Genomic DNA, 23,901 nt, shown 5'->3' on the forward strand with positions numbered 1-23,901 from the left:
AGGCATGGCTTGCCGGATGGCGACTTACATCAAAGCGCCAGCGGAAAAAGTTTCATCCGGCGACAGGGAGCATTGCCGCCGGTCAGGATTCAACCAAATCAAGGAGAAATACGATGAGCTTTATGTTGGCACTGCCGAAAATCAGCCTGCACGGCGCGGGCGCAATTGGCGATATGGTGAAACTGGTGGCAGACAAAGCGTGGGGTAAGGCGCTGATTGTCACCGACGGGCAACTGGTGAAACTCGGTCTGCTCGACAGCCTGTTTACCGCGCTCAAGGCGCACGAGATGCCGTATCAGCTGTTTGATGGCGTCTTCCCCAACCCGACCGAAGCGCTGGTGCAGGAGGGGTTTGCCGCCTATCAGCAGGCAGGCTGTGACTACCTGATCGCCTTCGGCGGCGGCAGCCCGATCGATACCGCGAAAGCGATAAAAATCCTCACCGCGAACCCCGGGCCGTCGACCGCTTACTCCGGCGTTGGCAAAGTGAAACACGCCGGGGTGCCGCTGGTGGCAATCAACACCACCGCAGGAACGGCAGCGGAGATGACCAGCAACGCAGTGATTATCGACAGCGAGCGCCAGGTGAAGGAGGTGATTATTGATGCCAACCTGATCCCCGATATCGCCGTCGACGATGCCAGCGTGATGCTGGCGATCCCCGCCGCGGTCACCGCTGCAACCGGCATGGATGCCCTGACCCATGCGGTCGAAGCCTATGTCTCCGTGGGCGCGCATCCGTTAACGGATGCCAACGCGCTGGAGGCGATTCGCCTCATCAACCAGTGGCTGCCAACCGCCGTTGCCGAGGGCGATAACCTTGAGGCGCGCGAACAGATGGCTTACGGGCAGTATCTGGCCGGGATGGCCTTTAACAGCGCCGGGCTTGGGCTGGTGCACGCGTTGGCCCACCAGCCGGGCGCGACCCACAATCTGCCGCACGGCGTCTGCAACGCCATCCTGCTGCCGATCATCGAAAACTTTAACCGCCCCCATGCGGTAGCGCGTTTCGCCCGCATCGCGCAGGCGATGGGCGTTGATACCCGGGAGATGAGCGAGGAGGCGGCAAGCCAGCAGGCGATTGCTGCCATTCGGGCGCTGAGTGCCAAAGTCGGTATTCCTTCCGGCTTTAGCGCGCTGGGCGTGCGCGAAGCCGATATCGAAGGGTGGCTGGATAAGGCGCTCGCCGATCCGTGTGCGCCCTGCAACCCGCGCAGCGCCAGCCGCGATGAGGTGCGCGAGCTCTATCTGGAGGCATTATGATCCGTAAAGCGTTTGTTATGCAGGTCAACCCCGATGCGCATGAGGAGTACGCGCGTCGCCATAACCCAATCTGGCCGGAGCTGGAAGCGGTGCTGAAAGAGGCGGGCGCGCACCATTACGCCATCTATCTTGATAAAGCGCGCAACCTGCTGTTTGCCACGGTGGAGATTGAATCAGAAGCGCGCTGGGAGGCGGTCGCCCGCACCGAGGTGTGTCAGCGCTGGTGGAAACATATGCGCGACGTGATGCCTGCCAATGCCGATAACAGCCCGGTGAGCGCCGAGCTGGAAGAGGTGTTCTATCTGGCGTAAGCCGATCCCTTCATCCCCTCACTGCACGCAGGGGATGAAGGCTCAATTCTGCTCGGCAACGAGGATCGCCTGCGTATCTGGCTCCAGCGCTTTAAAGATATGCTCGCGATCCGCCGGGTAACAGATGTAATCCCCTTCGTTTAACTCTTCAGGCGCTTCGGTCAGCCCGACCAGCGCCCGTCCCTGCGTCACAATAATGTGCTCGACGGAACCGGCGGGATGCGGATGGGAGATGCGATCCGCACCGGGCTGCGTCAGCAGCAGATAGATATCGCGCCGCGCGCCGGGCGGGCAGGTTGCCAGCAATATCGCCTGGTAGTGCGCCTGCTCGGCAACCACTTTAGTGCCTTCACCGCGGCGAATCACCTGCGTTTGCGGGTTTTGCGGCTCCAGCAGGCGGGCAAACGGGATATCCAGCGCCACGCAGAGTGCCCACAGGGTTTCGAGGCTCGGATTGCCGTTGCCCGCTTCCAGCTGCGAGAGCGTCGATTTCGCAATCCCGGCACGGCGGGCGATCTCCGCCAGCGAGAGCCCGGTCCGCTGCCGCTCACGCGCCAGGCTTTTGGCGATAATAGCGATGGGTTGTGTCATACCGGCCTTAGTGTTCATTTAATCGAACGTTATGTTCGTCTTGAAAAACGGTCTCAGGGTGTTCATTATAATGGATACACGTTCGATATGGCTAAAAAGCGATGTTCACAAGACACTTTTCTTCCCTTACCCGCGACACGGTAAGAGCAATTGGGCTGGTCTGCCTGGCGGTCGGCGTTGTCGGCGTCTCCTATGGCTCTCTGGCAATGGCTTACGGCTTTCCGCTCTGGGTGCCGCTAATGCTCTCAACGCTGGTGCTGGCAGGCGCCTCGGAGTTTATGTTTATCGGTATTGTGGCAAGCGGCGGTAGCCCGCTGGCGGCAGCGGTCGCCGGGCTGCTGGTCAATGCCCGCCATATTCCCTTCGGCGTGACGGTGCGCGAACTGGTAGGAAAACGAGCCGCCGGGTTATTGGGCTGCCACATTATGAATGATGAGAGCGTGGTGTTCGGGCTTTCACAGTCCACCCCGGAACAGCGCAAAGCCGCCTACTGGCTCTGCGGGCTGGGCGTGGCGCTGCTGTGGCCGGTTGGCGTGCTGATCGGCGCATCGGTCGGCACATTTTTACCCGCGCCGGAAACCATCGGTCTGGACGCGGTCTTCCCGGCGATTTTGCTGGCATTAGTGCTGCCGGCGCTGAAAAAGCGCACCACGCTGATACGCGCCTGTAGCGGCGCAGCGCTCTCGCTGGCAACGGTCCCCTTCGCGCCGGTGGGGTTACCGGTGCTGCTCTCACTGCTTGGTTTACTGACGAGGAAGCGATAATGGCAAGCGTTGCACTAACTCTTGGCGGTATCGCCATTCTCTCGGTAGGCACCTATCTGATGCGGCTCGGCGGCGCGAAACTGGGCGGGCGCCTGGCGCTGTCGGAACGCGCGCAGGGGCTGCTTTCGGATGCAGCGACCACGCTTTTGTTCGCTGTGGCGCTGGCCGCAATGCTCTATGAAGGGGATCACTTCGCCGGGATGGCGCGGGTTTCCGGCGTGCTGTTTGCGCTGTTTCTCGCCTGGCGCAAGATGCCGTTAATTGTGGTAATTCTGTCGGCAGCGGTGGTGACAGCTCTGCTGCGTCTGGCGGGTCTGCACTAAAACGAAAAAAGCGCCCGTAGGCGCTCTTTCGACGATGGTGCTTAACTTATTTGGTCAGTTCAGCGGTCATGTGAACCTGGTTGCCGTTATACGCTTCGGTGATCTGGTAAGAGGCGCCAGCCTGTTGTGCCTGGGCGGCGATTTTCGCTTCAGCACCGCTCAGGGTGGTGTCGGTTGCGGTCACGGTTTGCGCAGCAAATGTACCGAAAGAAGAAGCGAGAGCGATAACTGCGACAAAAGTTTTGATGCTTTTCATGAGATAAACCCTTACGTTTTTTTGTTTAAGTGAGGCACCGTGCCTCGATGAAAGTAATGATAGACCTCTACCCTCAAAACAAAAAGCGGAAGGATTTGTTAATCTCTTTCAGTTTTTTTGACGATTATTTAACACCCACCAGCCGCTGCGGATGGGTATAAATTGTCGCCCTGCCCGGCTTGCAAAAACCGACCAGTGTCAGGTTACAACGCTCTGCCACTTCTACCGCCAGCGTAGTCGCCGCCGAGACGGCAAAGAGGATTTCGACGCCGCACATCGCCGACTTTTGCACCATCTCATAGCTGGCGCGGCTGGAGACCAGCACCGCGCCGGAGGCCCACGTTTCACCGGCGCGTGCCCGGTGCCCAAGCAGCTTATCCAGCGCCACATGGCGACCCACATCTTCATGCCCCCCCGCCAGCTCGCCGGAAGGCAGCAGCCACGCGGCGGCGTGAGTACAGCCGCTCAGTTGCCCAATCGGCTGCACGTCGGTTAAGTGCGCGAGCGCATTATCCAGCGCGGCTAAATCAAAAGTCTGGGTGAACGGCAGCGGGGCGATGGGCTTGCCGATATCATTGAGCTGCTCAACGCCGCAGACGCCACAGCCGGTGCGCCCGGCCAGCGCGCGGCGACGCTCTTTCAGCCCCATAAAACGGCGGCTGGAGAGATCGATCTGCACCTCCAGCCCGTTACAAGACGGCACAACCTCCATGCCGTAAATGTCGGCGGGGGTTTCAATAATCCCTTCGGATAAGGAGAAGCCGATGGCGAACTCTTCCAGGTCTTTTGGCGAGGCCATCATCACCACGTGGGAAATACCGTTGTAGACCAGCGCAACAGGCACCTCTTCCGCCAGCATGTCTGGCTGGGCCTGCTGCAGGTTGTCACGCTTCCAGAGCACGACTTCGCGTACGCCTGTGACTGATGTTGCATTTTTGTGCTTTTTAGTATGCAAAATGTTCACTTTGTATTAACTACCCTCGAACAAGCGTACCGACATTGTGGTATTCTCCGCGCATATCCTTCTTAAGCAGAGGGATATGCGGCAATTCTGAACCTTTGTGAAATTCACCGCAAAGAAAAAAACGATAAGAGTAATGTCAACCCAGGAGTAACCCATGCAGGTCAGCAGAAGGCAGTTCTTTAAGATCTGCGCTGGCGGTATGGCAGGTACAACGGCTGCAGCACTGGGCTTTGCCCCCAACATTGCACTCGCGGAGACACGGCAATATAAGCTGTTGCGCACCCGCGAAACCCGTAATACTTGCACATATTGTTCCGTGGGCTGTGGGCTATTAATGTATAGCCTCGGCGACGGTGCAAAAAACGCCAAAGCGTCAATTTTCCATATCGAAGGGGACCCGGACCATCCGGTAAACCGCGGCGCGCTCTGCCCGAAAGGGGCAGGTCTGGTGGATTTCATCCACTCTGAAAGCCGCCTGAAATACCCGGAATACCGTGCTCCAGGTTCCGATAAGTGGCAACGCATCACCTGGGAAGATGCCTTTGAGCGCATCGCCAAACTGATGAAAGCCGACCGCGACGCCAACTATGTTGCGCAGAACGCCGAAGGCACCACCGTGAACCGCTGGCTGAGCACCGGGATGCTGTGCGCATCCGCTTCCAGTAACGAAACCGGCTATTTAACCCAGAAATTTACCCGCGCCCTCGGCATGTTAGCCGTCGATAACCAGGCGCGTGTCTGACACGGACCAACGGTAGCAAGTCTTGCTCCAACATTTGGTCGCGGTGCGATGACCAACCACTGGGTTGACATGAAGAACGCCAATCTCATCGTGGTGATGGGAGGGAACGCGGCAGAAGCGCATCCGGTGGGATTCCGCTGGGCGATGGAAGCCAAGATCCACAATGGCGCGAAGCTGATTGTTATCGATCCACGCTTTACGCGAACCGCCTCTGTTGCGGATTTTTATACGCCGATTCGTTCCGGTACTGACATCGCTTTCCTGTCAGGCGTGTTGCTGTACCTGCTGAACAACGAAAAATATAACCGCGAATATACCGAAGCCTATACCAACGCCAGCCTGATCGTGCGTGAAGATTTTGGCTTCGAAGATGGCCTGTTCACCGGCTATGACGCGGAAACACGCAAGTACGACAAAACCACCTGGAACTACGAGCTGGATGAGAAGGGTTTCGCTAAGCGCGATAAAACGCTGACTCACCCGCGCTGCGTGTGGAACCTGCTGAAACAGCACGTTTCCCGCTATACGCCAGACGTGGTTGAAAACATCTGCGGGACGCCAAAAGCGGACTTCCTGAAGGTGTGCGAGTACATCGCGGAAACCAGCGTGCATGATAAAACTGCCTCGTTCCTCTATGCCCTGGGCTGGACGCAGCACTCCGTCGGCGCGCAGAACATCCGTACCATGGCGATGATCCAGCTGCTGCTCGGCAATATGGGGATGGCAGGCGGCGGCGTAAACGCCCTGCGCGGCCACTCCAATATTCAGGGTCTGACCGATCTTGGCCTGCTGTCGCAGAGCCTGCCGGGTTATATGACGCTGCCGAGCGAGAAGCAGAAGGATCTCCAGACCTACCTGACCGTCAACACGCCTAAACCGCTGCTGGAAGGCCAGGTTAACTACTGGAGCAACTACCCGAAATTCTTCGTTTCGATGATGAAAGCCTTCTTTGGCGACAAAGCGACGGCGGAGAACAGCTGGGGCTTTGACTGGCTGCCTAAGTGGGACAAAGGCTACGACGTTCTGCAGTATTTCGAAATGATGAGCCAGGGCAAGGTCAACGGCTATCTCTGCCAGGGCTTTAACCCGGTCGCCTCGTTCCCGAACAAGAACAAGGTGGTGGCATCCCTGTCGAAACTGAAGTTCCTGGTGACTATCGACCCGCTGAATACGGAAACCTCGACCTTCTGGCAGAACCACGGCGAGTCTAACGATGTCGATCCGTCGACCATCCAGACCGAAGTGTTCCGCCTGCCGTCGACCTGCTTTGCTGAAGAGAACGGCTCCATCGTTAACTCCGGCCGCTGGTTGCAGTGGCACTGGAAAGGCGCAGATGCCCCGGGCGAAGCGCTGAACGACGGTGAGATCCTGGCCGGTATCTTCTTACGTCTGCGTAAGATGTATGCCGCAGAGGGTGGCGCGAATCCGGAACAGGTTCTGAACATGACCTGGAACTACTCGACGCCGGAGAATCCGTCGGCGGAAGAAGTGGCGATGGAGAGCAACGGCAAAGCGCTGGTCGATATTATCGATCCGGTAAGCGGCGACGTGCTGGCGAAGAAAGGCAACCAGCTTGGCAGCTTTGCGCACCTGCGCGATGACGGCACCACCTCAAGCGGCTGCTGGATTTTCGCCGGAAGCTGGACGCCGGACGGCAACCAGATGGCGCGCCGTGATAACGCCGATCCGTCAGGCCTTGGCAATACGCTGGGCTGGGCATGGGCGTGGCCGCTCAACCGCCGTATTCTCTATAACCGTGCCTCCGCTGACCCGCAGGGTAACCCGTGGGATCCGAAGCGCAAGCTGCTCAGCTACGCCAACGGCAAGTGGGTGGGTGCAGATATTCCGGACTACAGCACCGCCGCTCCTGGCAGTGAAGTCGGGCCGTTTATCATGCAGCCGGAAGGGATGGGTCGCCTCTTCGCTCTCGATAAGATGATGGAAGGGCCGTTCCCGGAACACTACGAGCCGTTTGAAACGCCGCTGGGCACCAACCCGCTGCACCCGAACGTCGTCTCGAACCCTGCCGCGCGCGTCTTTAAAGACGATCTCGCTGCGATGGGTAAAGCCGATAAGTTCCCGTATGTCGGGACCACTTACCGCCTGACCGAGCACTTCCACTACTGGACTAAACACGCGCTGTTGAACTCCATCGCGCAGCCGGAACAGTTTGTGGAGATTGGCGAGAAACTGGCGGGCAAGCTGGGCATTACGCAGGGCGATACCGTGCGCGTCTCCTCCAACCGTGGCTATATCAAAGCCAAAGCGGTGGTGACCAAGCGTATTCGTACCCTGAAAGTGGACGGCAAAGATATCGACACGATTGGTATTCCGATTCACTGGGGTTACGAAGGCGTGGCGAAGAAAGGCTTTATCGCCAACACGCTGACGCCGTTTGTCGGTGATGCGAATACCCAAACGCCGGAGTTCAAGGCGTTCCTGGTGAATGTGGAAAAGGTGTAACGGAGACGACTTATGGCTTATCAATCGCAAGACATCATCCGTCGTTCCGCGACTAACGGTTTCACTCCCGCGCCTCAGGCGCGGGATCACCAGCAGGAAGTGGCGAAGCTTATCGACGTCACCACCTGTATCGGCTGTAAAGCCTGTCAGGTGGCCTGTTCCGAATGGAATGACCTGCGTGATGAGGTGGGGCATAACGTCGGGGTGTATGACAACCCGGCGGATCTGACCGCCAAATCATGGACGGTGATGCGTTTCTCGGAAGTGGAGCAGAACGACAAACTGGAGTGGCTGATTCGTAAAGATGGCTGCATGCACTGCGCCGATCCTGGCTGTCTGAAAGCATGTCCGTCAGAAGGGGCTATCATTCAGTATGCTAACGGCATTGTCGACTTCCAGTCTGAGCAGTGCATTGGCTGCGGTTACTGCATCGCTGGCTGCCCGTTTGATGTGCCGCGCCTGAACCCGGAAGACAACCGCGTCTACAAATGTACGCTGTGTGTTGACCGTGTGACGGTGGGCCAGGAACCAGCCTGCGTGAAGACCTGCCCGACCGGCGCTATCCACTTTGGCTCCAAAGAGGATATGAAAAACCTCGCTGGCGAGCGCGTGGCAGAGCTGAAAACCCGTGGTTACGATAACGCAGGTCTGTACGATCCGGCCGGTGTTGGCGGCACGCACGTGATGTATGTGCTGCACCATGCCAATAACCCGAATCTGTACCACGGTCTGCCGGAGAACCCGGAAATCAGCGCAACCGTGAAGTTCTGGAAAGGGATCTGGAAACCACTTGCGGCGGTCGGCTTTGCTGCCACCTTCGCGGCCAGCATCTTCCACTATGTCGGTGTCGGTCCGAACCGCGCAGAAGAGGAAGAGGACAACCTGCATGAAGAGAAAGACGAGGTGCGCAAATGAGAAAACGTGACACCATCGTGCGCTATTCGGCACCCGAGCGCATCAACCACTGGATCACCGCCTTCTGCTTCGTGCTGGCGTCTGTGAGCGGGCTGGGGTTTTTCTTCCCCTCCTTCAACTGGTTGATGAACATTCTCGGGACGCCGCAGCTGGCGCGTATCCTTCATCCGTTTGTCGGCGTGGTGATGTTTGCCTCGTTTATAATCATGTTTTTCCGCTATTGGCACCATAACCTCATCAATAGGGATGATATCTTTTGGGCGAAGAATATTCGTAAGATCGTCGTCAATGAGGAAGTGGGTGACACCGGGCGCTATAATTTCGGTCAGAAGTGTGTGTTCTGGGCGGCGATTATCTTCCTGGTGTTGCTACTGGCAAGCGGCGTGGTTATCTGGCGCCCTTACTTTGCACCCGCGTTTCCCATCCCGGTGATCCGCTTAGCGCTGATGGTGCATTCATTTGCAGCAGTCGCGTTAATTGTGGTTATCATGGTGCACATTTATGCCGCCTTGTGGGTTAAAGGCACCATAACCGCAATGGTGGAAGGCTGGGTTACCAGCACCTGGGCGAAGAAACATCACCCGCGCTGGTACCGGGAAGTTCGCAGCAAGACAACGGAAAAACCAACTGAATGAGTATTCGCATAATCCCGCAAGATGAGCTGGAGAAGAGCGAAAAACGCACGGCGGAAGTAATTCCGCCGTTGTTATTCCCCAGACTCAAAAACCTCTATAACCGCCGTGCGGAACGTCTGCGCACGCTGGCAGAGAGTAATCCGCTGGGTGATTATCTGCGTTTTGCCGCGCTTATCGCCCATGCCCAGGAGGTGGTGCTGTATGACCACCCGTTACAACTCGATCTGACGGCGCGTCTTAAAGAAGCTGCCGCGCAGGGCAAGCCGCCGCTTGATATTCATGTCCTGCCGCGCGATACGCACTGGCATAAGCTGCTGCATTCGCTGATCGCCGAGCTGAAGCCGGAGATGAGCGGCCCGGCGCTGGCGGTGATCGAGAACCTGGAAAAAGCCTCCGCACAGGAGCTGGAAGCGATGGCCAGCGCGCTCTTTGCCGCCGACTTCGCCTCCGTCAGCAGCGATAAAGCGCCCTTTATCTGGGCCGCGCTGTCGCTCTACTGGGCGCAGATGGCCAGCCTGATCCCGGGGAAAGCCCGCGCGGAATATGGCGAACAGCGCCAGTTCTGCCCGGTATGCGGATCGATGCCGGTTTCCAGTACGGTGCACATCGGCAGCAGCCAGGGGCTGCGCTACCTGCACTGCAACCTGTGCGAAACCGAGTGGCACGTGGTGCGCGTCAAGTGCAGCAACTGCGAGCAAACCCGCGATCTGCACTACTGGTCGCTGGATAACGAGCAGGCGGCAATCAAAGCGGAAAGCTGCGGCGACTGCGGTACTTACCTGAAGATCCTTTATCAGGAAAAAGACCAGAATGTCGAAGCGGTGGCCGACGATCTTGCGTCGCTGATCCTCGATGCCCGCATGGAGCAGGAAGGGTTCGCCCGTAGCTCCATCAACCCGTTCTTATTCCCCGGCGAAGGGGAGTAAAATCAGCAGGTCGCGGTAAATTTTTGCCCGGCCTGTTACTGATATGGGGTGAAAACCCCTGTTACAGACGCAAAATCTTTGATATTGCGCGTAACGAGGCAACGGCTATGTATCTGAGCTGTTGCAAGAATAATGGCATCGGGCAGCTTCATGCGATACGCCTGACGCAGCTCAATGCTTCGTTCTGCTATGGGATGGGAAATCTCTATGACCTCAAGCGAATCAAGAAAATCGCGTGTCGCATTTTCCTGCCCTACTTTTTTAGCGCCAACCAGCACTTCAATCCAGCTAATCAGGCTGATGGCGATCCTGCCATTGTAATCTTCAAAAGTGTTAGCAGCCTCTTCCCGGCCATTAAACAGATCAATCAAGATATTGGTATCAAATAACGCAAGGTTGCTCATAGTCACCACTCCTCGCGCAGTTTTCTCTCAAATTCAAGACCATCTTCGCCCTCACCTCCCCATAGACCTAAAGCATTGCGAGCGCTTGTCGTGTTCTGCTTTTCAAGATACTGCTCAACCGCTTCTCGTAATAATTCAGCACGAGGAAGGTTACGCTGCTGCTTTAAGCTATCGAGCCTGCGTATAACATCATCTGATAAATCCAACAAAATACGCCCCATAATCACTCCAGAGAGAACATCCATATATCACCTCAGTATATCGTATGCGTTTATTTTCCAGCCACACGATACGCTGCCATTTTTGCTGGGCAAGTGTCATTTTGAGAAAAAAAACGTTCTTTCGAGCTGGGTTCCACTTTTCATTTGCAGCCCAAAAACCCCGTTTCCATTTCGCAAAAACCAGGCTATAAAACCTGGGTATTTATACAGACAAAGGAATGCGAAATGGCACTGGAACAGGGTATTAGCCAACTGGTAAGCGACTTTATTGCTGCAGGACGGCCTTCCGTCGGCGAGCAGAGTATTGATGACCGGCGCGCGGGGTATCTCGCCAGCACGACGCTGGCAGGCGAGACGGAAACCCGTGTGGAGGTGAGAGAATTCACGCTGGAGAGCATTCGCTTTCGCTGCTACTCGCCGCAAAATGCCACCGATAATCTGCCCGCGCTTATCTACTATCACGGCGGCTGTTTTGTCAGCGGCGGCTTTGATACCCATGATAAACAGCTGCGCCAGCTTGCCTTTTACAGCGGCTGCCGGGTTATCGCCGTGCAGTACCGCCTTGCGCCGGAACACCGCTGGCCAGCGGCACATGATGATGCCCGGCGGGGTGCAGAACTTATCCGGCAAAACGCGCAGCAGCTTGGCATCGATCCTCAGCGCATCACGCTGGCGGGCGATAGCGCAGGCGGACATCTGGCGCTGGTCACGGCGTTGCGCTTAAAAGCCGCAGGCGAGTGGCAGCCTGCTCAGCTGATCCTCATCTACCCGATGCTTGATGCAACCGCCTGGTTCGACAGCTATACCCTTAACGGCGCAGATTATGTGATCACCCGCGAGGCGCTGCTCTCCGGCTATACGCACTATCTTGGCGAGACCGATCGCCTGCTGCCGGATGTCAGCCCGCTGTGGCGCACTGATTTCAACGGCCTGCCGCCGACGCATATTGTGACAGCGGAGTTTGACCCGCTGTGCGATGAAGGTGAGTCGCTCTATCAGCGAATGACCGAACAGGGCGTGGCCTGCTCCTGTTCGCGCTATCTCGGTGTGATACACGGTTTCTTCCAGCTTGCCGGCATCAGCCGCACGGCAGTGGATGTGATCCACGATGTGGCGTCGCGCATCGCCAGGGTGTAACCGGCTATACGGGAAAGCGCGCCTTTCGCGCGCGCCATCGGCAGGCCCTGCACCTACTCCTCTTCGTTACCGCCCTCTTCGAACGAGCCGAACGGTTTTGCGGGCAGAACGATGTAGATTCCTTCGAAAATGGCACCCTGCTTATCATCGCCAAACAGTTCCACCTGCATCTGCACGCGCGCTTTTTTCCCGCGCGCCAGGCGGTCGAGATCGCCGCTTAACGAGCCGAGATCGGCAATGGCGCTCGGTTTACCGCTGATGGGCGAACTGTAGCGGATATGGGCGTCGGCGAGAATAATTGTGCCGCCGAGGTGACGCTCGCGCAGCATCAGCCAGATAAGGCCCCAGCCGGTGAGCGTCGCCAGCGAGAAGAGGCTCCCGGCAAACAGCGTGTGGTGCGGGTTTTGATTGCCGATCTCCGGCATGGTGGTAATAAATTTCTGCCCGGTGTACTGCTGGATGCGCACGCCCATCTTTTCGCTGAGCGGAATATGCTGATACCAGGCCTGTTGCAGCTGACCGCACCAGTCGCCGCGATGAAGAATATCATCCAGCGAGGCGATGGGTTTGATCATCAGAAAATGGCGGATGGGGGTAGTTTGCGGCGCGGTGATTTCGCCTTCGTTGATAAACCCAAGCTTGGCGAAAAAGGGTACCGCATCTTCGCGGGCGCTACAGGTGACGCGCTTAACGCCCTCCTGGCGGGCGACGGATTCCAGGGTCATCGCCATCAGCGTGCCGAGGCCTTTATCCTGTACGGAGGGGTGCACCGCCATAAAGCGAATCGAGCCTTCGTTATCGGCATTGATATAGAGCCGGCCGGACGCGACGATATTACCCTCTTCATCAACCACCATCTGGTGATGCGCCATGGCGTCCCAGGCGTCGCGCTCGGAGCCCTGCGGCTGGTGCAACGGCTTGCGTAACATTTCCCAGCGGAACTGGTAGTAACGTTCTAACTCTTCTTCAGTTTGCGGTACGCGAAGATGATACATAGCTGCATTCTCTCTTGTGACCCGGGGCCGCGCAGCAAGCTGGCTCATATCTGTAGCCAGAATGTGACGGGACCATCATTGACCAGCGACACCTGCATATCGGCAGCGAAACGCCCGGTTTGCGTGGCGATTTGCTGACCGCAGTGTGCAACAAAGTGGTTATAGAGCGCCTCGGCTTTTCCCGGCGCGGCGCCGCGCGAAAAGCCCGGACGCATGCCGCGCTCCGTATCGGCTGCCAGCGTAAACTGCGATACCACCAGCACGCTGCCGCCGGCCTGCTGGACATTGAGGTTCATTTTCCCGTCGGCATCGCTAAAGATGCGGTATCCCAGCACTCTTTCACACAGGCGGTTTGCTTTCTGCTCGTCGTCTTCCCTCTCGACGCCCAGTAATACCAGAAGACCCGGGCCAATTTCACCCGTCACCTCTCCCGCCACGCTAACGCTCGCACGGGAAACGCGTTGAATTAATGCAATCATGGTTGGTCTGCTTCTTCTCGTTGTGCTGCTTTTTTAAGTTCGCGGTATTCCCCGAGAGTGACAGTAATTTCAGCCCCAAGCAAGACGATACACCAGGTCCAGTAGACCCAGAGAAACATGATCGGAATAACGGCCAGCACGCCATAAATCAGCTGGTAGGAGGGGAACATGGTGATATATAAGCCAAAACCTTTCTTGCCCAGTTCAAACAGCACCGCCGCAACAAACGCCCCCAGCACCGCATCGCGGTTTGGTACGCGCGTAGTCGGAACAATGCTGTAGAGCAGCCAGAACGAGAGCCAGGAGAGGATCAGCGGAAAAATTCGCAGCACATCATCAATCACGCTATTAAGTTCACTCGCCCAGCGCAGCGACAGCAGATAGGAGCTGATTGCCAGACTTGCCCCGGCCAGCAGCGGGCCGAGGGTCAGGATCATCCAGTAGACGGCAAATGAGTAGACATGCGGGCGCACGCGGGTGCTGCGCCAGATGGTATTCAGCGCGCTGTCGATGGAGTACATCAGTAAGAGCGAAGTGACCACTAGCCCGCAGGCCCCTACCGCGGTCATCTTCGTCGAGTTAGCAACGAACTGCTCAATGTAGTTCTGGATAACGTCGCCGGTTGTGGGAATGAAATTGGCAAAAATAAAGTGACGCAGCTGGATGCTGATGTCGGAAAACATCGGGAAAACGGCGAACAGCGCGAAGATCACCGCAATCAGCGGCACCAGCGAAAGCAGTGAGACGTAGGCGAGATTCCCCGCCAGCGTCGTCATATTGTCATCGTTGATATGTCGCCACAGCAGTTTTGACCAGGCCTGCAGCGACTGCGCACTCCTCTTCGCGCGCTGTTTTACGGCTTCTTTCATAGCAGCTTTGAAAAATAGTCCGGAATGGTGGCCTTGTTAGCGACCAGGATCGACGTAATCCCCACGCGCTCAGCGCCAGCGATATTTTCAGCATTGTCGTCGAAAAAGACGGTATCGTCGGCCGAAAAACCTTCCTCGGCAAGGACCTGCTGGTAAATTCTGGATTCGGGTTTACGCATCCCCATCTCTTGCGAGAGATAGATATGATCGGCAGCGGCGCGGATCTCCGGATACTGCTCCGGCCAGAAGGTCGTGTGCAGACGGTTGGTGTTCGACAGCACCACCACACGATCTCCCTTCGCGCGCAGTTTGTGCATGATATCGATAACGTCCGGGCGTAGCGCGACGAATACCGCCTGCCAGCCGGTGGAGAATTGCTCATAACTTAACGGCAGCGCCATCTCTTCACACAGGGCTTTGGCGAACTCCTCATCGCTGATCTCCCCGCGTTCATGACGGTGGAAGGCCTCCCCCATGACAAAGTTCTGCTTCAGGGTTGCCAATGGTACGCGGCTGAAATCGCTCCAGGCACCGAGCACCCGGTTGAAGTCGATATCGACAATCACATTACCTAAATCAAAGATATAGAGCATTTGCCTCTCCTTGCCTGCCATGGAGAGTTAACTGTAGCGGGAAAGTTTCCGCTTGAATAGCGGGCCCTTTCACGCCCGCGATCGCGGGATAAAAAAAAGCCGCTGATAATCAGCGGCTTTTGATGGGGTAAAAGAAGGGAATTACTCTTCTTTTGCACCGCGCATGGCGCGTTTACGGTCGTTCTCAGTCAGATGACGTTTACGGATACGAATGGACTGAGGTGTTACCTCTACCAGTTCGTCATCATCGATGAACTCGAGCGCCTGCTCCAGGGTCATCTTGATCGGCGGAACCAGAACCGTTGCTTCGTCCGTACCGGACGCACGCATGTTGGTCAGTTTCTTACCGGTCAGGCAGTTTACCGTCAGGTCGTTAGAGCGGCTGTGAATACCGATGATCTGGCCTTCATACACTTCCGCACCGTGACCGAGGAACAGCTTACCGCGATCCTGCAGACCGAACAGCGCAAACGCAACCGCTTTACCCTGACCGTTGGAGATCAGCACGCCGTTGTTACGCTGGCCCACTTCGCCCGGACGAATATCGTCGTAGTGGCTGAAGGTGGAGTACAGCAGACCGGTACCGGAGGTCATGGTCATGAACTCTGAACGGAAGCCGATCAGACCGCGGCTTGGGATCACGTAGTCGAGACGTACGCGGCCTTTGCCGTCCGGATTCATGTTTTTCAGATCGCCTTTACGCTCGCCCAGTGCCTGCATGACAGAACCCTGGTGCTGCTCTTCAACGTCCAACGTTACGTTCTCGAACGGCTCTTGTTTGCGGCCGTCGATTTCGCGGAAGATTACTTTCGGACGGGAAACCGCCATTTCGAAACCTTCACGACGCATGTTCTCGATCAGAACAGAGAGGTGCAGCTCACCACGACCAGAAACACGGAACGCATCCGCATCCTGAGTCTCTTCAACGCGCAGCGCAACGTTGTGCACCAGCTCTTTGTTCAGGCGGTCAAGGATCTGACGAGAGGTAACGTATTTACCCTCTTTGCCACAGAACGGAGAGGTGTTGACGTTGAAGAACATGGTTACGGTCGGCTCATCAACGGAGAGTGCCGGCAGCGCTTCAACACTCTGCGGATCGCAGATGGTGTCGGAGATGTTCAGCTCGCCCAGACCGGTGATTGCAATGATGTCGCCCGCTTCAGCCACGTCACTCTCAATACGCTCCAGCCCCAGGTGAGTCAGCACTTTGCCAACTTTACCGTTACGGGTTTTGCCTTCGCTATCGATGATAGTGACTTGCTGGTTCGGCTTCACTTTACCGCGTTTGATACGGCCGATGCCGATTACGCCAACGTAGTTGTTGTAATCGAGCTGGGAAACCTGCATCTGCAGCGTGCCGTCGAGATCGACGTTCGGTGCCGGTACATGTTCAACAATCGCCTGGTACAGCGGGGTCATGTCTTCAGCCATGTTTTCGTGGTCCAGACCCGCGATACCGTTCAGCGCAGAAGCGTAAACGATCGGGAAGTCCAGCTGTTCGTCGGTCGCGTCAAGGTTAACGAACAGGTCGAAGACCTGATCAACAACCCAGTCCGGACGCGCGCCAGGACGGTCAACTTTGTTGATTACCACGATAGGTTTCAGACCATGGGCAAATGCTTTTTTGGTCACGAAGCGCGTTTGCGGCATCGGGCCGTCAAATGCGTCAACCACCAGCAGCACGGAATCGACCATGGACATTACACGCTCAACTTCACCACCGAAGTCGGCGTGCCCTGGGGTATCAACGATGTTGATACGATAATCATTCCATTTGATAGCGGTGTTTTTAGCGAGGATGGTAATCCCACGCTCTTTCTCCAAATCGTTGGAGTCCATCACACGCTCTTGAGTTTCAGCACGTTCGTCGAACGTACCGGATTGCTGCAGCAGCTTGTCAACCAGGGTCGTTTTACCATGGTCAACGTGAGCAATGATGGCGATGTTACGCAGATTTTCGATCACAACTTTGCCTCAGGCATTAGAAATAGCGCGTTATTGTACACGTATTAATCGAAGGACTAAACAGGATCACAAACATACCCTGCAAACAAGTATTGCAGAGTTGCTTTGTGATCGCTTTCACGGAGCGTTAAAAGGGGCAAATAACGAAAATTGCACCAATATGGTGCCCTATGTTTCCATAAAAGCACTATATTGGTGCAAGGTAACCATCATGGTGCAGCCCTTTTGCACTATGCCGAGCATGATAACGCCTTTTTAGGGTGATTTAAAAGTTGGCATAGATTTCGCTTATCCATTGTACGGCAACTACGCCAGATTTACGTAGTAATTAGAAGACCTCGTTACCACGACGACAATGACAATCCCGGGAGAGTTTAAGTATGTCCGCTGAACACGTTTTGACGATGCTGAATGAGCACGAAGTGAAGTTTGTCGATCTGCGCTTCACAGATACCAAAGGTAAAGAACAGCACGTCACGATCCCAGCCCATCAGGTAAACGCTGACTTCTTCGAAGAAGGCAAAATGTTTGATGGTTCTTCGATTGGTGGCTGGAAAGGCATCAACGAATCCGACATGGTGCTGATGCCGGACGCCACTACCGCTGTCATTGACCCGTTCTACGAAGAGTCTACGCTGATTATTCGCTGCGATATCCTCGAGCCAGGCACCATGCAGGGCTACGATCGCGACCCGCGCTCCATCGCCAAACGCGCTGAAGAGTACCTGCGCTCCACCGGTCTGGCAGACACCGTACTGTTCGGGCCAGAGCCGGAGTTCTTCCTGTTTGACGACGTGCGTTTCGGCAGCTCCATCTCCGGTTCCAGCGTTGCTATCGACGATATCGAAGGCGCATGGAACACCACCACCAAATATGAAGGTGGTAACAAAGGTCACCGTCCGGCTGTGAAAGGCGGTTACTTCCCGGTTCCGCCGGTAGACTCCTCTCAGGATCTGCGTTCCACCATGTGTCTGGTGATGGAAGAGATGGGCCTGGTCGTCGAAGCGCATCACCACGAAGTGGCGACTGCGGGTCAGAACGAAGTGGCAACCCGCTTCAACACCATGACCAAAAAAGCGGACGAAATTCAGATTTACAAATATGTGGTACATAACGTTGCGCACCGCTTCGGTAAAACCGCGACCTTTATGCCGAAACCGATGTTCGGTGATAACGGTTCCGGTATGCACTGCCACATGTCTCTCTCCAAGAACGGCACCAACCTGTTCTCTGGCGACAAATACGCTGGCCTGTCTGAAATGGCGCTGTACTACATCGGTGGCGTAATCAAACACGCTAAAGCGATCAACGCCCTCTCTAACCCAACCACCAACTCCTACAAGCGTCTGGTCCCGGGTTACGAAGCGCCGGTTATGCTGGCCTACTCTGCGCGTAACCGCTCTGCCTCTATCCGTATTCCGGTTGTTGCCTCTCCGAAAGCGCGTCGTATCGAAGTGCGCTTCCCGGATCCGGCTGCGAACCCGTACCTGTGCTTTGCCGCGCTGCTGATGGCAGGTCTGGATGGTATTAAGAACAAAATCCACCCGGGCGAAGCAATGGACAAAAACCTGTACGATCTGCCGCCGGAAGAGGCGAAAGAGATCCCGCAGGTTGCAGGCTCCCTGGAAGAAGCGCTTAACGCGCTGGACGCTGACCGTGAGTTCCTGACCGCTGGCGGCGTATTCACCGACGACGCTATCGATGCTTACATCGCGCTGCGCATTGAAGAGAACGACCGCGTTCGCATGACGCCGCACCCGGTAGAGTTCGAACTCTATTACAGCGTTTAATTACGTTATTAATACTCGGCCGATTTCTCGTCACAGTCAGTTGGCGGCGAGAAATCAGCCAGAGAATTTTTAGTTGCCGTGGAAACTTTGGCCCATCACACGATGGGCTTTTTTCGCCGACAACAACCTGATCTCACGCGCTTTTTCTTTCTATAACGCTATACTGCACAAAATTGGTGCATATCTCCGGGAGACTGCTACATGGCAAGCGGCGCGCTGCCCGATGCTGGGCAGATCCTCAACTCTTTGATCAACAGCATCCTGCTGGTTGATGACGACCTGGCGGTACATTACGCCAACCCCGCAGCACAACAGCTGCTGGCGCAAAGCTCGCGCAAACTGTTCGGCACCCCGCTGCCGGAACTGCTGAGCTACTTCTCCCTCAATATCGACCTGATGCGTGAAAGTTTGCATGCAGGCCAGGGCTTTACCGATAACGAAGTGACGCTGGTTATCGACGGGCGCTCGCATATTCTCTCCCTGACGGCGCAACGCCTGCCGGACGGGCTGGTACTGCTGGAAATGGCACCGATGGATAACCAGCGTCGTTTAAGCCAGGAGCAGCTTCAGCATGCTCAACAGGTGGCGGCGCGCGATCTGGTGCGCGGCCTGGCTCATGAGATCAAAAACCCTCTTGGCGGCCTGCGCGGCGCGGCACAGCTATTAAGCAAAGCCCTGCCCGACCCGTCGCTGCTGGAATATACCAAAGTGATCATTGAGCAGGCCGACCGCCTGCGCAATCTGGTCGATCGCCTGTTAGGGCCGCAGCAGCCGGGTATGCACGTTACCGAAAGCATCCATAAAGTGGCCGAACGCGTGGTGAATCTGGTGTCGATGGAGCTGCCGGCTAACGTCACGTTAATTCGCGATTACGATCCCAGTTTGCCGGAGCTGGCGCACGATCCTGACCAGATCGAGCAAGTTTTACTCAATATAGTGCGCAATGCGCTTCAGGCATTAGGACCGGAGGGCGGCGAAATTATTCTGCGCACCCGCACCGCGTTCCAGTTAACACTGCACGGCGTACGTTATCGCCTGGCAGCAAGAATCGATGTGCAGGATAACGGCCCGGGTATACCGCAGCATCTGCAGGACACGCTGTTTTACCCGATGGTCAGCGGCCGCGAAGGCGGCACCGGGCTTGGCTTATCGATTGCACGCAGCCTGATTGATCAACACTCAGGCAAAATTGAATTTACCAGTTGGCCAGGCCATACCGAGTTCTCGGTATTCCTGCCTATTCGGAAGTAGAGGTGTTTATGCAACGAGGGATAGTCTGGATCGTGGATGACGATAGCTCCATCCGTTGGGTGCTTGAACGCGCGCTCACCGGGGCAGGCTTGAGTTGTACAACGTTTGAAAGTGCCAATGAAGTGCTTGATGCGCTGACCACCAAAACGCCGGATGTTCTGCTTTCGGATATTCGTATGCCCGGTATGGACGGGCTGGCACTGTTAAAACAGATTAAGCAGCGCCATCCGATGCTTCCGGTCATCATTATGACCGCACACTCGGATCTGGATGCAGCGGTAAGCGCTTATCAGCAGGGGGCATTCGACTACCTGCCTAAACCGTTTGATATCGATGAAGCGGTGGCGCTGGTTGAGCGCGCTATCAGCCACTACCAGGAGCAGCAGCAGCCGCGCAATGTGCAGGCTCTCGGCCCGACCACCGATATCATCGGCGAAGCGCCGGCGATGCAGGATGTGTTTCGCATTATTGGCCGTCTGTCGCGCTCATCGATCAGCGTATTGATTAACGGCGAGTCCGGCACCGGGAAAGAGCTGGTTGCCCATGCGCTGCATCGCCACAGCCCGCGCGTTAAAGCGCCGTTTATCGCGCTCAATATGGCGGCGATCCCGAAAGATTTGATTGAATCGGAGCTGTTTGGCCACGAGAAAGGGGCCTTTACCGGCGCTAACACCATTCGTCAGGGGCGTTTTGAGCAGGCCGACGGCGGCACGCTGTTTCTTGATGAGATTGGCGATATGCCGCTCGATGTGCAGACGCGTTTGCTGCGCGTGCTCGCCGATGGGCAGTTTTACCGCGTGGGCGGCTACGCGCCGGTGAAAGTCGATGTGCGTATTATTGCGGCGACGCACCAGAACCTGGAGCTGCGCGTGCAGGAGGGGAAATTCAGGGAGGATCTGTTCCACCGCCTGAATGTTATCCGTGTGCATCTGCCGCCGCTGCGCGAACGCCGGGAAGATATTCCGCGTCTGGCGCGCCACTTCTTACAGGACGCTGCCCGTGAACTGGGTGTGGAAGCGAAGCTACTACATCCGGAAACCGAAGCGGCATTGACCCGTCTGGCATGGCCGGGCAACGTGCGCCAGCTGGAGAACACCTGCCGCTGGTTAACGGTAATGGCGGCAGGACAGGAAGTGCTGATTCAGGATCTGCCCAGTGAGTTGTTTGAAGCCACGGTGCCGGATAGCCCGTCGCAGAGTTTGCCGGACAGCTGGGCGACGCTGCTCGCACAGTGGGCCGATCGCGCGCTGCGTTCCGGTCATCAAAACCTGCTCTCTGAAGCGCAACCGGAGATGGAGCGTACCCTGCTGACCACCGCACTGCGCCACACTCAGGGGCATAAGCAGGAAGCGGCACGCCTGCTCGGCTGGGGGCGTAATACCCTTACGCGTAAGTTAAAAGAGCTGGGAATGGAGTAAACGTAAAGCGCGATCCGCCCGCGAAAAGTGCTGCTATTTTGTGCTTTACTGTTCGTCGCAGTGCAGTATGATCTTGCGCGTTCAGGGGGGGTTATCATGCTGGAATCGTTCATTCATCTGGTTACGGCTGGCGCCTCTGCCAGCCATACGCCACAAACGGCTGTCGCAGCGCTGCTTTGTGCAACGCTGGTCGGGCTGTTTAGCTAGCGGTTTAACAGGCCTGGTGCTTTCGCAGGCCTGTTAAATCACCCGCGAGAACTGCTGTAGCCGCGCTTTCTGGCGCAAATAGACATCGAAGCACATGCAGATGTTGCGAATCAACAGACGCCCTTTCGCCGTTACCTGAAGCCCCTGCTCATCCCTCTCCACCAGCCCATCTTTAATCAGTGGCGCAAGCAGCTGCAAATCTTCTGCAAAGTAGTCGCTGAAATCGAGATCCCACGCGCGCTCAATATCGCTGAATGAAAGACGGAAATTACAGATAAGCCCCTTGATCACATCCCGGCGAATGCAGTCATCGCGGGTCAGCGCAATGCCGCGCCACAGCGCATTTCCCTGCTCATCAACCTGCTGATAGTAGTGTTTGAGCTCTTTCTGGTTTTGCGCATAGCTGTCGCCAATCATGCTGATGGCAGAGACGCCAAGCCCCAGCAGGTCGCTGTCGCCCTGAGTGGTGTAACCCTGGAAGTTGCGGTGCAGCACGCCGTTGCGCTGGGCAATCGCCAGTTCATCATCCGGACGGGCAAAGTGATCCATGCCGATAAATTGATATCCGGATGCGGTCAGCGATGAGATGGTCTGCTGCAGGATATCGAGCTTCTGCTGCGCCGAAGGTAGATCCGCATCTTTAATTTTACGCTGGGCGGCAAAGAGCGTCGGCAGATGCGCATAGTTGAAGACGCTTAAGCGATCGGGGCTGAGTTCAGCGACGCGTTGCAGCGTATAGGCGAAACTCTCCGGCGTCTGTTTGGGCAGGCCGTAGATCAGGTCGATATTGGTCGAGGTAAAGCCGATATCGCGCGCGTGGTTAAGCAGAGCAAAGATAAACGATTCATCCTGTTCACGGTTAACCAGCCGCTGCACCTCTTTATTAAAATCCTGCACGCCCATGCTAAGGCGGTTAAACCCTTCCCCGCGCAGATGGTCGAGCACATCCAGTTCAATTTCGCGCGGGTCGACCTCGATGGAGATCTCCGCCTCGGCATCAAAGGCGAAGTTGCCGCGCAGCAGCGCCATCAGGCGGCTGATCTGTGCTTTGTTGAGATAGGTTGGCGTACCGCCGCCCCAGTGCAGCTGGCTGACGTGACGGCCTTTAAACAGCGGCGCACGGTGGATAATCTCCTGCTCCAGCGCATCGAGGTATTGATCGGCTTTATGCTGTTGGCGGGTAACAATTTTATTGCAGCCGCAGAAGTAGCAGAGCTTGTGGCAAAACGGGATATGAACGTAGAGCGAAAGCGGACGTTCAGGATAACGTGCCACGGCGCGGTGAAAATCCGCTTCGCCGAAGGCGTCAGAAAACTCAAGCGCGGTGGGGTAGGACGTATAACGCGGCCCGGAATAGTTATATTTCTGGATCAGGGCCAGATCCCAGTCGATGACGTGCTCAGACATTGCTTACTCCTTCCGATGACGCCGCTGGCGATACCGGCGGCCTGGGCCGATCCCCTTTCGGGTTATCAGCCGGTTGCGCAGCCACTGTTTGCGCCGCGACAACCGCTGTAGTTTAACGAATAACCACACCAGATAACATATAACCGGAAGGGTTATAAGCAGGACGGGAAGCCCCATAAGAAAGGATTAGTTGCCGCCCTTGAGCAGACGCATCATATCTTCCTTACGCTCCTCTTCCTCTTCTTCTTCGTCATCATCGTAAGAGAGGCCAAGCTTCTGCATCAGCTCATCAATACGATCCAGTTTGGCATCAACCCATTTCTGCTCGTCGGCGCTCAGGGTTTCACCCTCTTCAAGACGTTCAAGTAGCGCATCCAGGCGCTCATCCGTTTCCAGCATCTCTAATTCAGCCTGCGGTGAAAGCATAGGTTTCTCACTCTTCGGTTTGTGCTGCTTAGTGACTGGCGTGTCGGTAACACCCAGCGGAATCGGTGTTTTACTGCCAATACGCGGATCTTTCTGCGCTTTGCCCTTGCCGGAGCCTGAAGCGTTATCGCCACCGTTCGCGCGGCTGCCTGAAGCGTTGCCGCGATGCCGTTTATCACGCTTACGTTCGCGGCCTTCCTGGTTCAACTCTTCACGGGTTTTACGGCGCACTTTGCCGCGCGGTTGGGTAGACGGTTTTTTCATCATAGGGGTCTTAGGTGGTTTTTCATCAGTATAGAATTGCGGCGGAATCTAGCAGAAAGCAAGCAAAGAAAAAAGGCGGCAGTGTAAACTGTCGCCTTTTTTCTTGACCCTGACCCGTAAAGGGCTCTACGTTCCCTGTTTGCTATCAACGTGCCCTGTTTTTCCATTAGCATCAACACTCCGTGTTGCGGTCCCTCTCCTTGTGAACGTCTCCTGACGTTTTCCTCTGGTCTTCGCCTCCTGGCGCTCCCGACCCCTCGATCCGTGAGTTATCCTTTCCTGTAAAGCATCCTGCTACGGGGCGTTACTTTACCTGTCTCAGA

Annotated in this window: 25 protein-coding genes; 13 read left to right on the plus strand and 12 right to left on the minus strand. The window is 56.3% G+C overall.

Features of this window, described 5'->3' with window-relative positions; all coding sequences use genetic code 11:
- Nucleotides 1-113 precede the first annotated feature (113 nt).
- Nucleotides 114-1,262: a lactaldehyde reductase gene (gene fucO / locus ABIC80_RS22370; protein ID WP_429178607.1), complete on the plus strand. Its 1,149-nt coding sequence runs from the start codon at nt 114-116 to the stop codon at nt 1,260-1,262.
- Nucleotides 1,259-1,573, plus strand: a complete 315-nt coding sequence (rhaM, locus tag ABIC80_RS22375) for an L-rhamnose mutarotase (RefSeq protein WP_054804141.1) — start codon at nt 1,259-1,261, stop codon at nt 1,571-1,573. The genes fucO and rhaM overlap by 4 nt, the downstream gene beginning before the upstream one ends.
- Before the next feature lie 42 nt (nt 1,574-1,615).
- Here the strand turns inward: rhaM and ABIC80_RS22380 are convergent, their stop codons facing one another.
- Nucleotides 1,616-2,164, minus strand: a complete 549-nt coding sequence (locus tag ABIC80_RS22380; protein WP_023479331.1) for a helix-turn-helix domain-containing protein — start codon at nt 2,162-2,164, stop codon at nt 1,616-1,618.
- Nucleotides 2,165-2,265: 101 nt separating this feature from the next.
- Between ABIC80_RS22380 and ABIC80_RS22385 the strand changes: the two genes are divergently transcribed.
- Together ABIC80_RS22385 and ABIC80_RS22390 are read left to right on the plus strand one after the other, a co-directional pair.
- Nucleotides 2,266-2,928 (plus strand): AzlC family ABC transporter permease, encoded by a 663-nt coding sequence (locus ABIC80_RS22385; protein WP_023479371.1) that lies wholly within the window; start codon nt 2,266-2,268, stop codon nt 2,926-2,928.
- Complete coding sequence (locus tag ABIC80_RS22390) at nt 2,928-3,251, plus strand: AzlD domain-containing protein (RefSeq protein ID WP_023479297.1); 324 nt, start codon at nt 2,928-2,930, stop codon at nt 3,249-3,251. Before ABIC80_RS22385 ends, ABIC80_RS22390 begins: the two co-directional genes overlap by 1 nt.
- A 46-nt stretch (nt 3,252-3,297) precedes the next feature.
- Here the strand turns inward: ABIC80_RS22390 and ABIC80_RS22395 are convergent, their stop codons facing one another.
- Both ABIC80_RS22395 and fdhD read right to left on the minus strand, forming a co-directional pair.
- Complete coding sequence (locus tag ABIC80_RS22395; protein ID WP_042712305.1) at nt 3,298-3,507, minus strand: YdgH/BhsA/McbA-like domain containing protein; 210 nt, start codon at nt 3,505-3,507, stop codon at nt 3,298-3,300.
- Between the two features lie 124 nt (nt 3,508-3,631).
- Entirely contained in the window at nt 3,632-4,471 is an 840-nt protein-coding gene (fdhD, locus tag ABIC80_RS22400; RefSeq protein ID WP_042712307.1) for a formate dehydrogenase accessory sulfurtransferase FdhD, read from the minus strand.
- Nucleotides 4,472-4,625: 154 nt separating this feature from the next.
- Here fdhD and fdnG point away from each other — a divergent pair, with 154 nt between their 5' ends.
- From fdnG to fdhE, 4 genes are read left to right on the plus strand one after another with little or no spacing between them, the layout of a single operon-like run.
- Nucleotides 4,626-7,676, plus strand: a complete 3,051-nt coding sequence (gene fdnG, locus ABIC80_RS22405; RefSeq protein WP_139966890.1) for a formate dehydrogenase-N subunit alpha — start codon at nt 4,626-4,628, stop codon at nt 7,674-7,676.
- Nucleotides 7,677-7,688: 12 nt separating this feature from the next.
- Nucleotides 7,689-8,591, plus strand: coding sequence for a formate dehydrogenase subunit beta (fdxH, locus tag ABIC80_RS22410; RefSeq protein WP_023479333.1), 903 nt, complete (start codon nt 7,689-7,691; stop codon nt 8,589-8,591).
- Nucleotides 8,588-9,226 (plus strand): formate dehydrogenase cytochrome b556 subunit, encoded by a 639-nt coding sequence (fdoI, locus tag ABIC80_RS22415; protein WP_023479367.1) that lies wholly within the window; start codon nt 8,588-8,590, stop codon nt 9,224-9,226. The genes fdxH and fdoI overlap by 4 nt, the downstream gene beginning before the upstream one ends.
- Nucleotides 9,223-10,152, plus strand: a complete 930-nt coding sequence (gene fdhE / locus ABIC80_RS22420) for a formate dehydrogenase accessory protein FdhE (protein ID WP_023479362.1) — start codon at nt 9,223-9,225, stop codon at nt 10,150-10,152. The genes fdoI and fdhE overlap by 4 nt, the downstream gene beginning before the upstream one ends.
- A 35-nt stretch (nt 10,153-10,187) precedes the next feature.
- Here the strand turns inward: fdhE and ABIC80_RS22425 are convergent, their stop codons facing one another.
- Nucleotides 10,188-10,556 (minus strand): type II toxin-antitoxin system VapC family toxin, encoded by a 369-nt coding sequence (locus ABIC80_RS22425; protein ID WP_242389198.1) that lies wholly within the window; start codon nt 10,554-10,556, stop codon nt 10,188-10,190.
- A gap of 2 nt (nt 10,557-10,558) precedes the next feature.
- Nucleotides 10,559-10,801 (minus strand): CopG family transcriptional regulator, encoded by a 243-nt coding sequence (locus ABIC80_RS22430; protein ID WP_042712315.1) that lies wholly within the window; start codon nt 10,799-10,801, stop codon nt 10,559-10,561.
- A 201-nt stretch (nt 10,802-11,002) separates the two neighbouring features.
- On the opposite strand from ABIC80_RS22430, the gene ABIC80_RS22435 reads away from it, so the two are divergent.
- Nucleotides 11,003-11,914 carry an alpha/beta hydrolase gene (locus ABIC80_RS22435; protein WP_429178609.1) on the plus strand — a complete coding sequence of 304 codons (912 nt, stop codon included), beginning with the start codon at nt 11,003-11,005 and terminating at the stop codon, nt 11,912-11,914.
- A gap of 53 nt (nt 11,915-11,967) precedes the next feature.
- Here the strand turns inward: ABIC80_RS22435 and fabY are convergent, their stop codons facing one another.
- From fabY to typA, 5 genes are all read right to left on the minus strand, one after another.
- Nucleotides 11,968-12,909: a fatty acid biosynthesis protein FabY gene (fabY, locus tag ABIC80_RS22440; RefSeq protein ID WP_023479318.1), complete on the minus strand. Its 942-nt coding sequence runs from the start codon at nt 12,907-12,909 to the stop codon at nt 11,968-11,970.
- A 44-nt stretch (nt 12,910-12,953) separates the two neighbouring features.
- Nucleotides 12,954-13,388 (minus strand): D-aminoacyl-tRNA deacylase, encoded by a 435-nt coding sequence (gene dtd, locus ABIC80_RS22445; protein ID WP_411201641.1) that lies wholly within the window; start codon nt 13,386-13,388, stop codon nt 12,954-12,956.
- Complete coding sequence (locus ABIC80_RS22450; RefSeq protein ID WP_076768859.1) at nt 13,385-14,257, minus strand: virulence factor BrkB family protein; 873 nt, start codon at nt 14,255-14,257, stop codon at nt 13,385-13,387. The genes dtd and ABIC80_RS22450 overlap by 4 nt, the downstream gene beginning before the upstream one ends.
- Nucleotides 14,254-14,850: a glucose-1-phosphatase gene (gene yihX / locus ABIC80_RS22455; RefSeq protein WP_429178611.1), complete on the minus strand. Its 597-nt coding sequence runs from the start codon at nt 14,848-14,850 to the stop codon at nt 14,254-14,256. The genes ABIC80_RS22450 and yihX overlap by 4 nt, the downstream gene beginning before the upstream one ends.
- Before the next feature lie 141 nt (nt 14,851-14,991).
- Complete coding sequence (gene typA / locus ABIC80_RS22460) at nt 14,992-16,815, minus strand: ribosome-dependent GTPase TypA (RefSeq protein ID WP_042712320.1); 1,824 nt, start codon at nt 16,813-16,815, stop codon at nt 14,992-14,994.
- Nucleotides 16,816-17,195: 380 nt separating this feature from the next.
- On the opposite strand from typA, the gene glnA reads away from it, so the two are divergent.
- The 4 genes from glnA (at nt 17,196) to ABIC80_RS22480 (ending at nt 21,481) form a co-directional block, all read left to right on the plus strand.
- Nucleotides 17,196-18,605: a glutamate--ammonia ligase gene (gene glnA, locus ABIC80_RS22465; RefSeq protein ID WP_023479289.1), complete on the plus strand. Its 1,410-nt coding sequence runs from the start codon at nt 17,196-17,198 to the stop codon at nt 18,603-18,605.
- A 201-nt stretch (nt 18,606-18,806) separates the two neighbouring features.
- Nucleotides 18,807-19,856 (plus strand): nitrogen regulation protein NR(II), encoded by a 1,050-nt coding sequence (glnL, locus tag ABIC80_RS22470; RefSeq protein WP_023479377.1) that lies wholly within the window; start codon nt 18,807-18,809, stop codon nt 19,854-19,856.
- An 8-nt stretch (nt 19,857-19,864) separates the two neighbouring features.
- On the plus strand, nt 19,865-21,274 hold the full coding sequence (gene glnG, locus ABIC80_RS22475; RefSeq protein WP_023479374.1) for a nitrogen regulation protein NR(I): 1,410 nt from the start codon (nt 19,865-19,867) through the stop codon (nt 21,272-21,274).
- A 96-nt stretch (nt 21,275-21,370) separates the two neighbouring features.
- Complete coding sequence (locus tag ABIC80_RS22480) at nt 21,371-21,481, plus strand: YshB family small membrane protein (protein WP_094192975.1); 111 nt, start codon at nt 21,371-21,373, stop codon at nt 21,479-21,481.
- A 33-nt stretch (nt 21,482-21,514) separates the two neighbouring features.
- Here the strand turns inward: ABIC80_RS22480 and hemN are convergent, their stop codons facing one another.
- On the minus strand, nt 21,515-22,888 hold the full coding sequence (gene hemN / locus ABIC80_RS22485) for an oxygen-independent coproporphyrinogen III oxidase (protein ID WP_200135226.1): 1,374 nt from the start codon (nt 22,886-22,888) through the stop codon (nt 21,515-21,517).
- Nucleotides 22,889-23,074: 186 nt separating this feature from the next.
- A complete protein-coding gene (gene yihI / locus ABIC80_RS22490; protein ID WP_042712325.1) occupies nt 23,075-23,578 on the minus strand; it encodes a Der GTPase-activating protein YihI in 504 nt (167 codons plus the stop codon).
- Nucleotides 23,579-23,901: the final 323 nt, after the last annotated feature.

Origin of the sequence: Kosakonia sp. 1610 (assembly GCF_050435845.1) — a bacterium.
GTDB classification, from domain to species: Bacteria; Pseudomonadota; Gammaproteobacteria; order Enterobacterales; family Enterobacteriaceae; genus Kosakonia; species Kosakonia cowanii.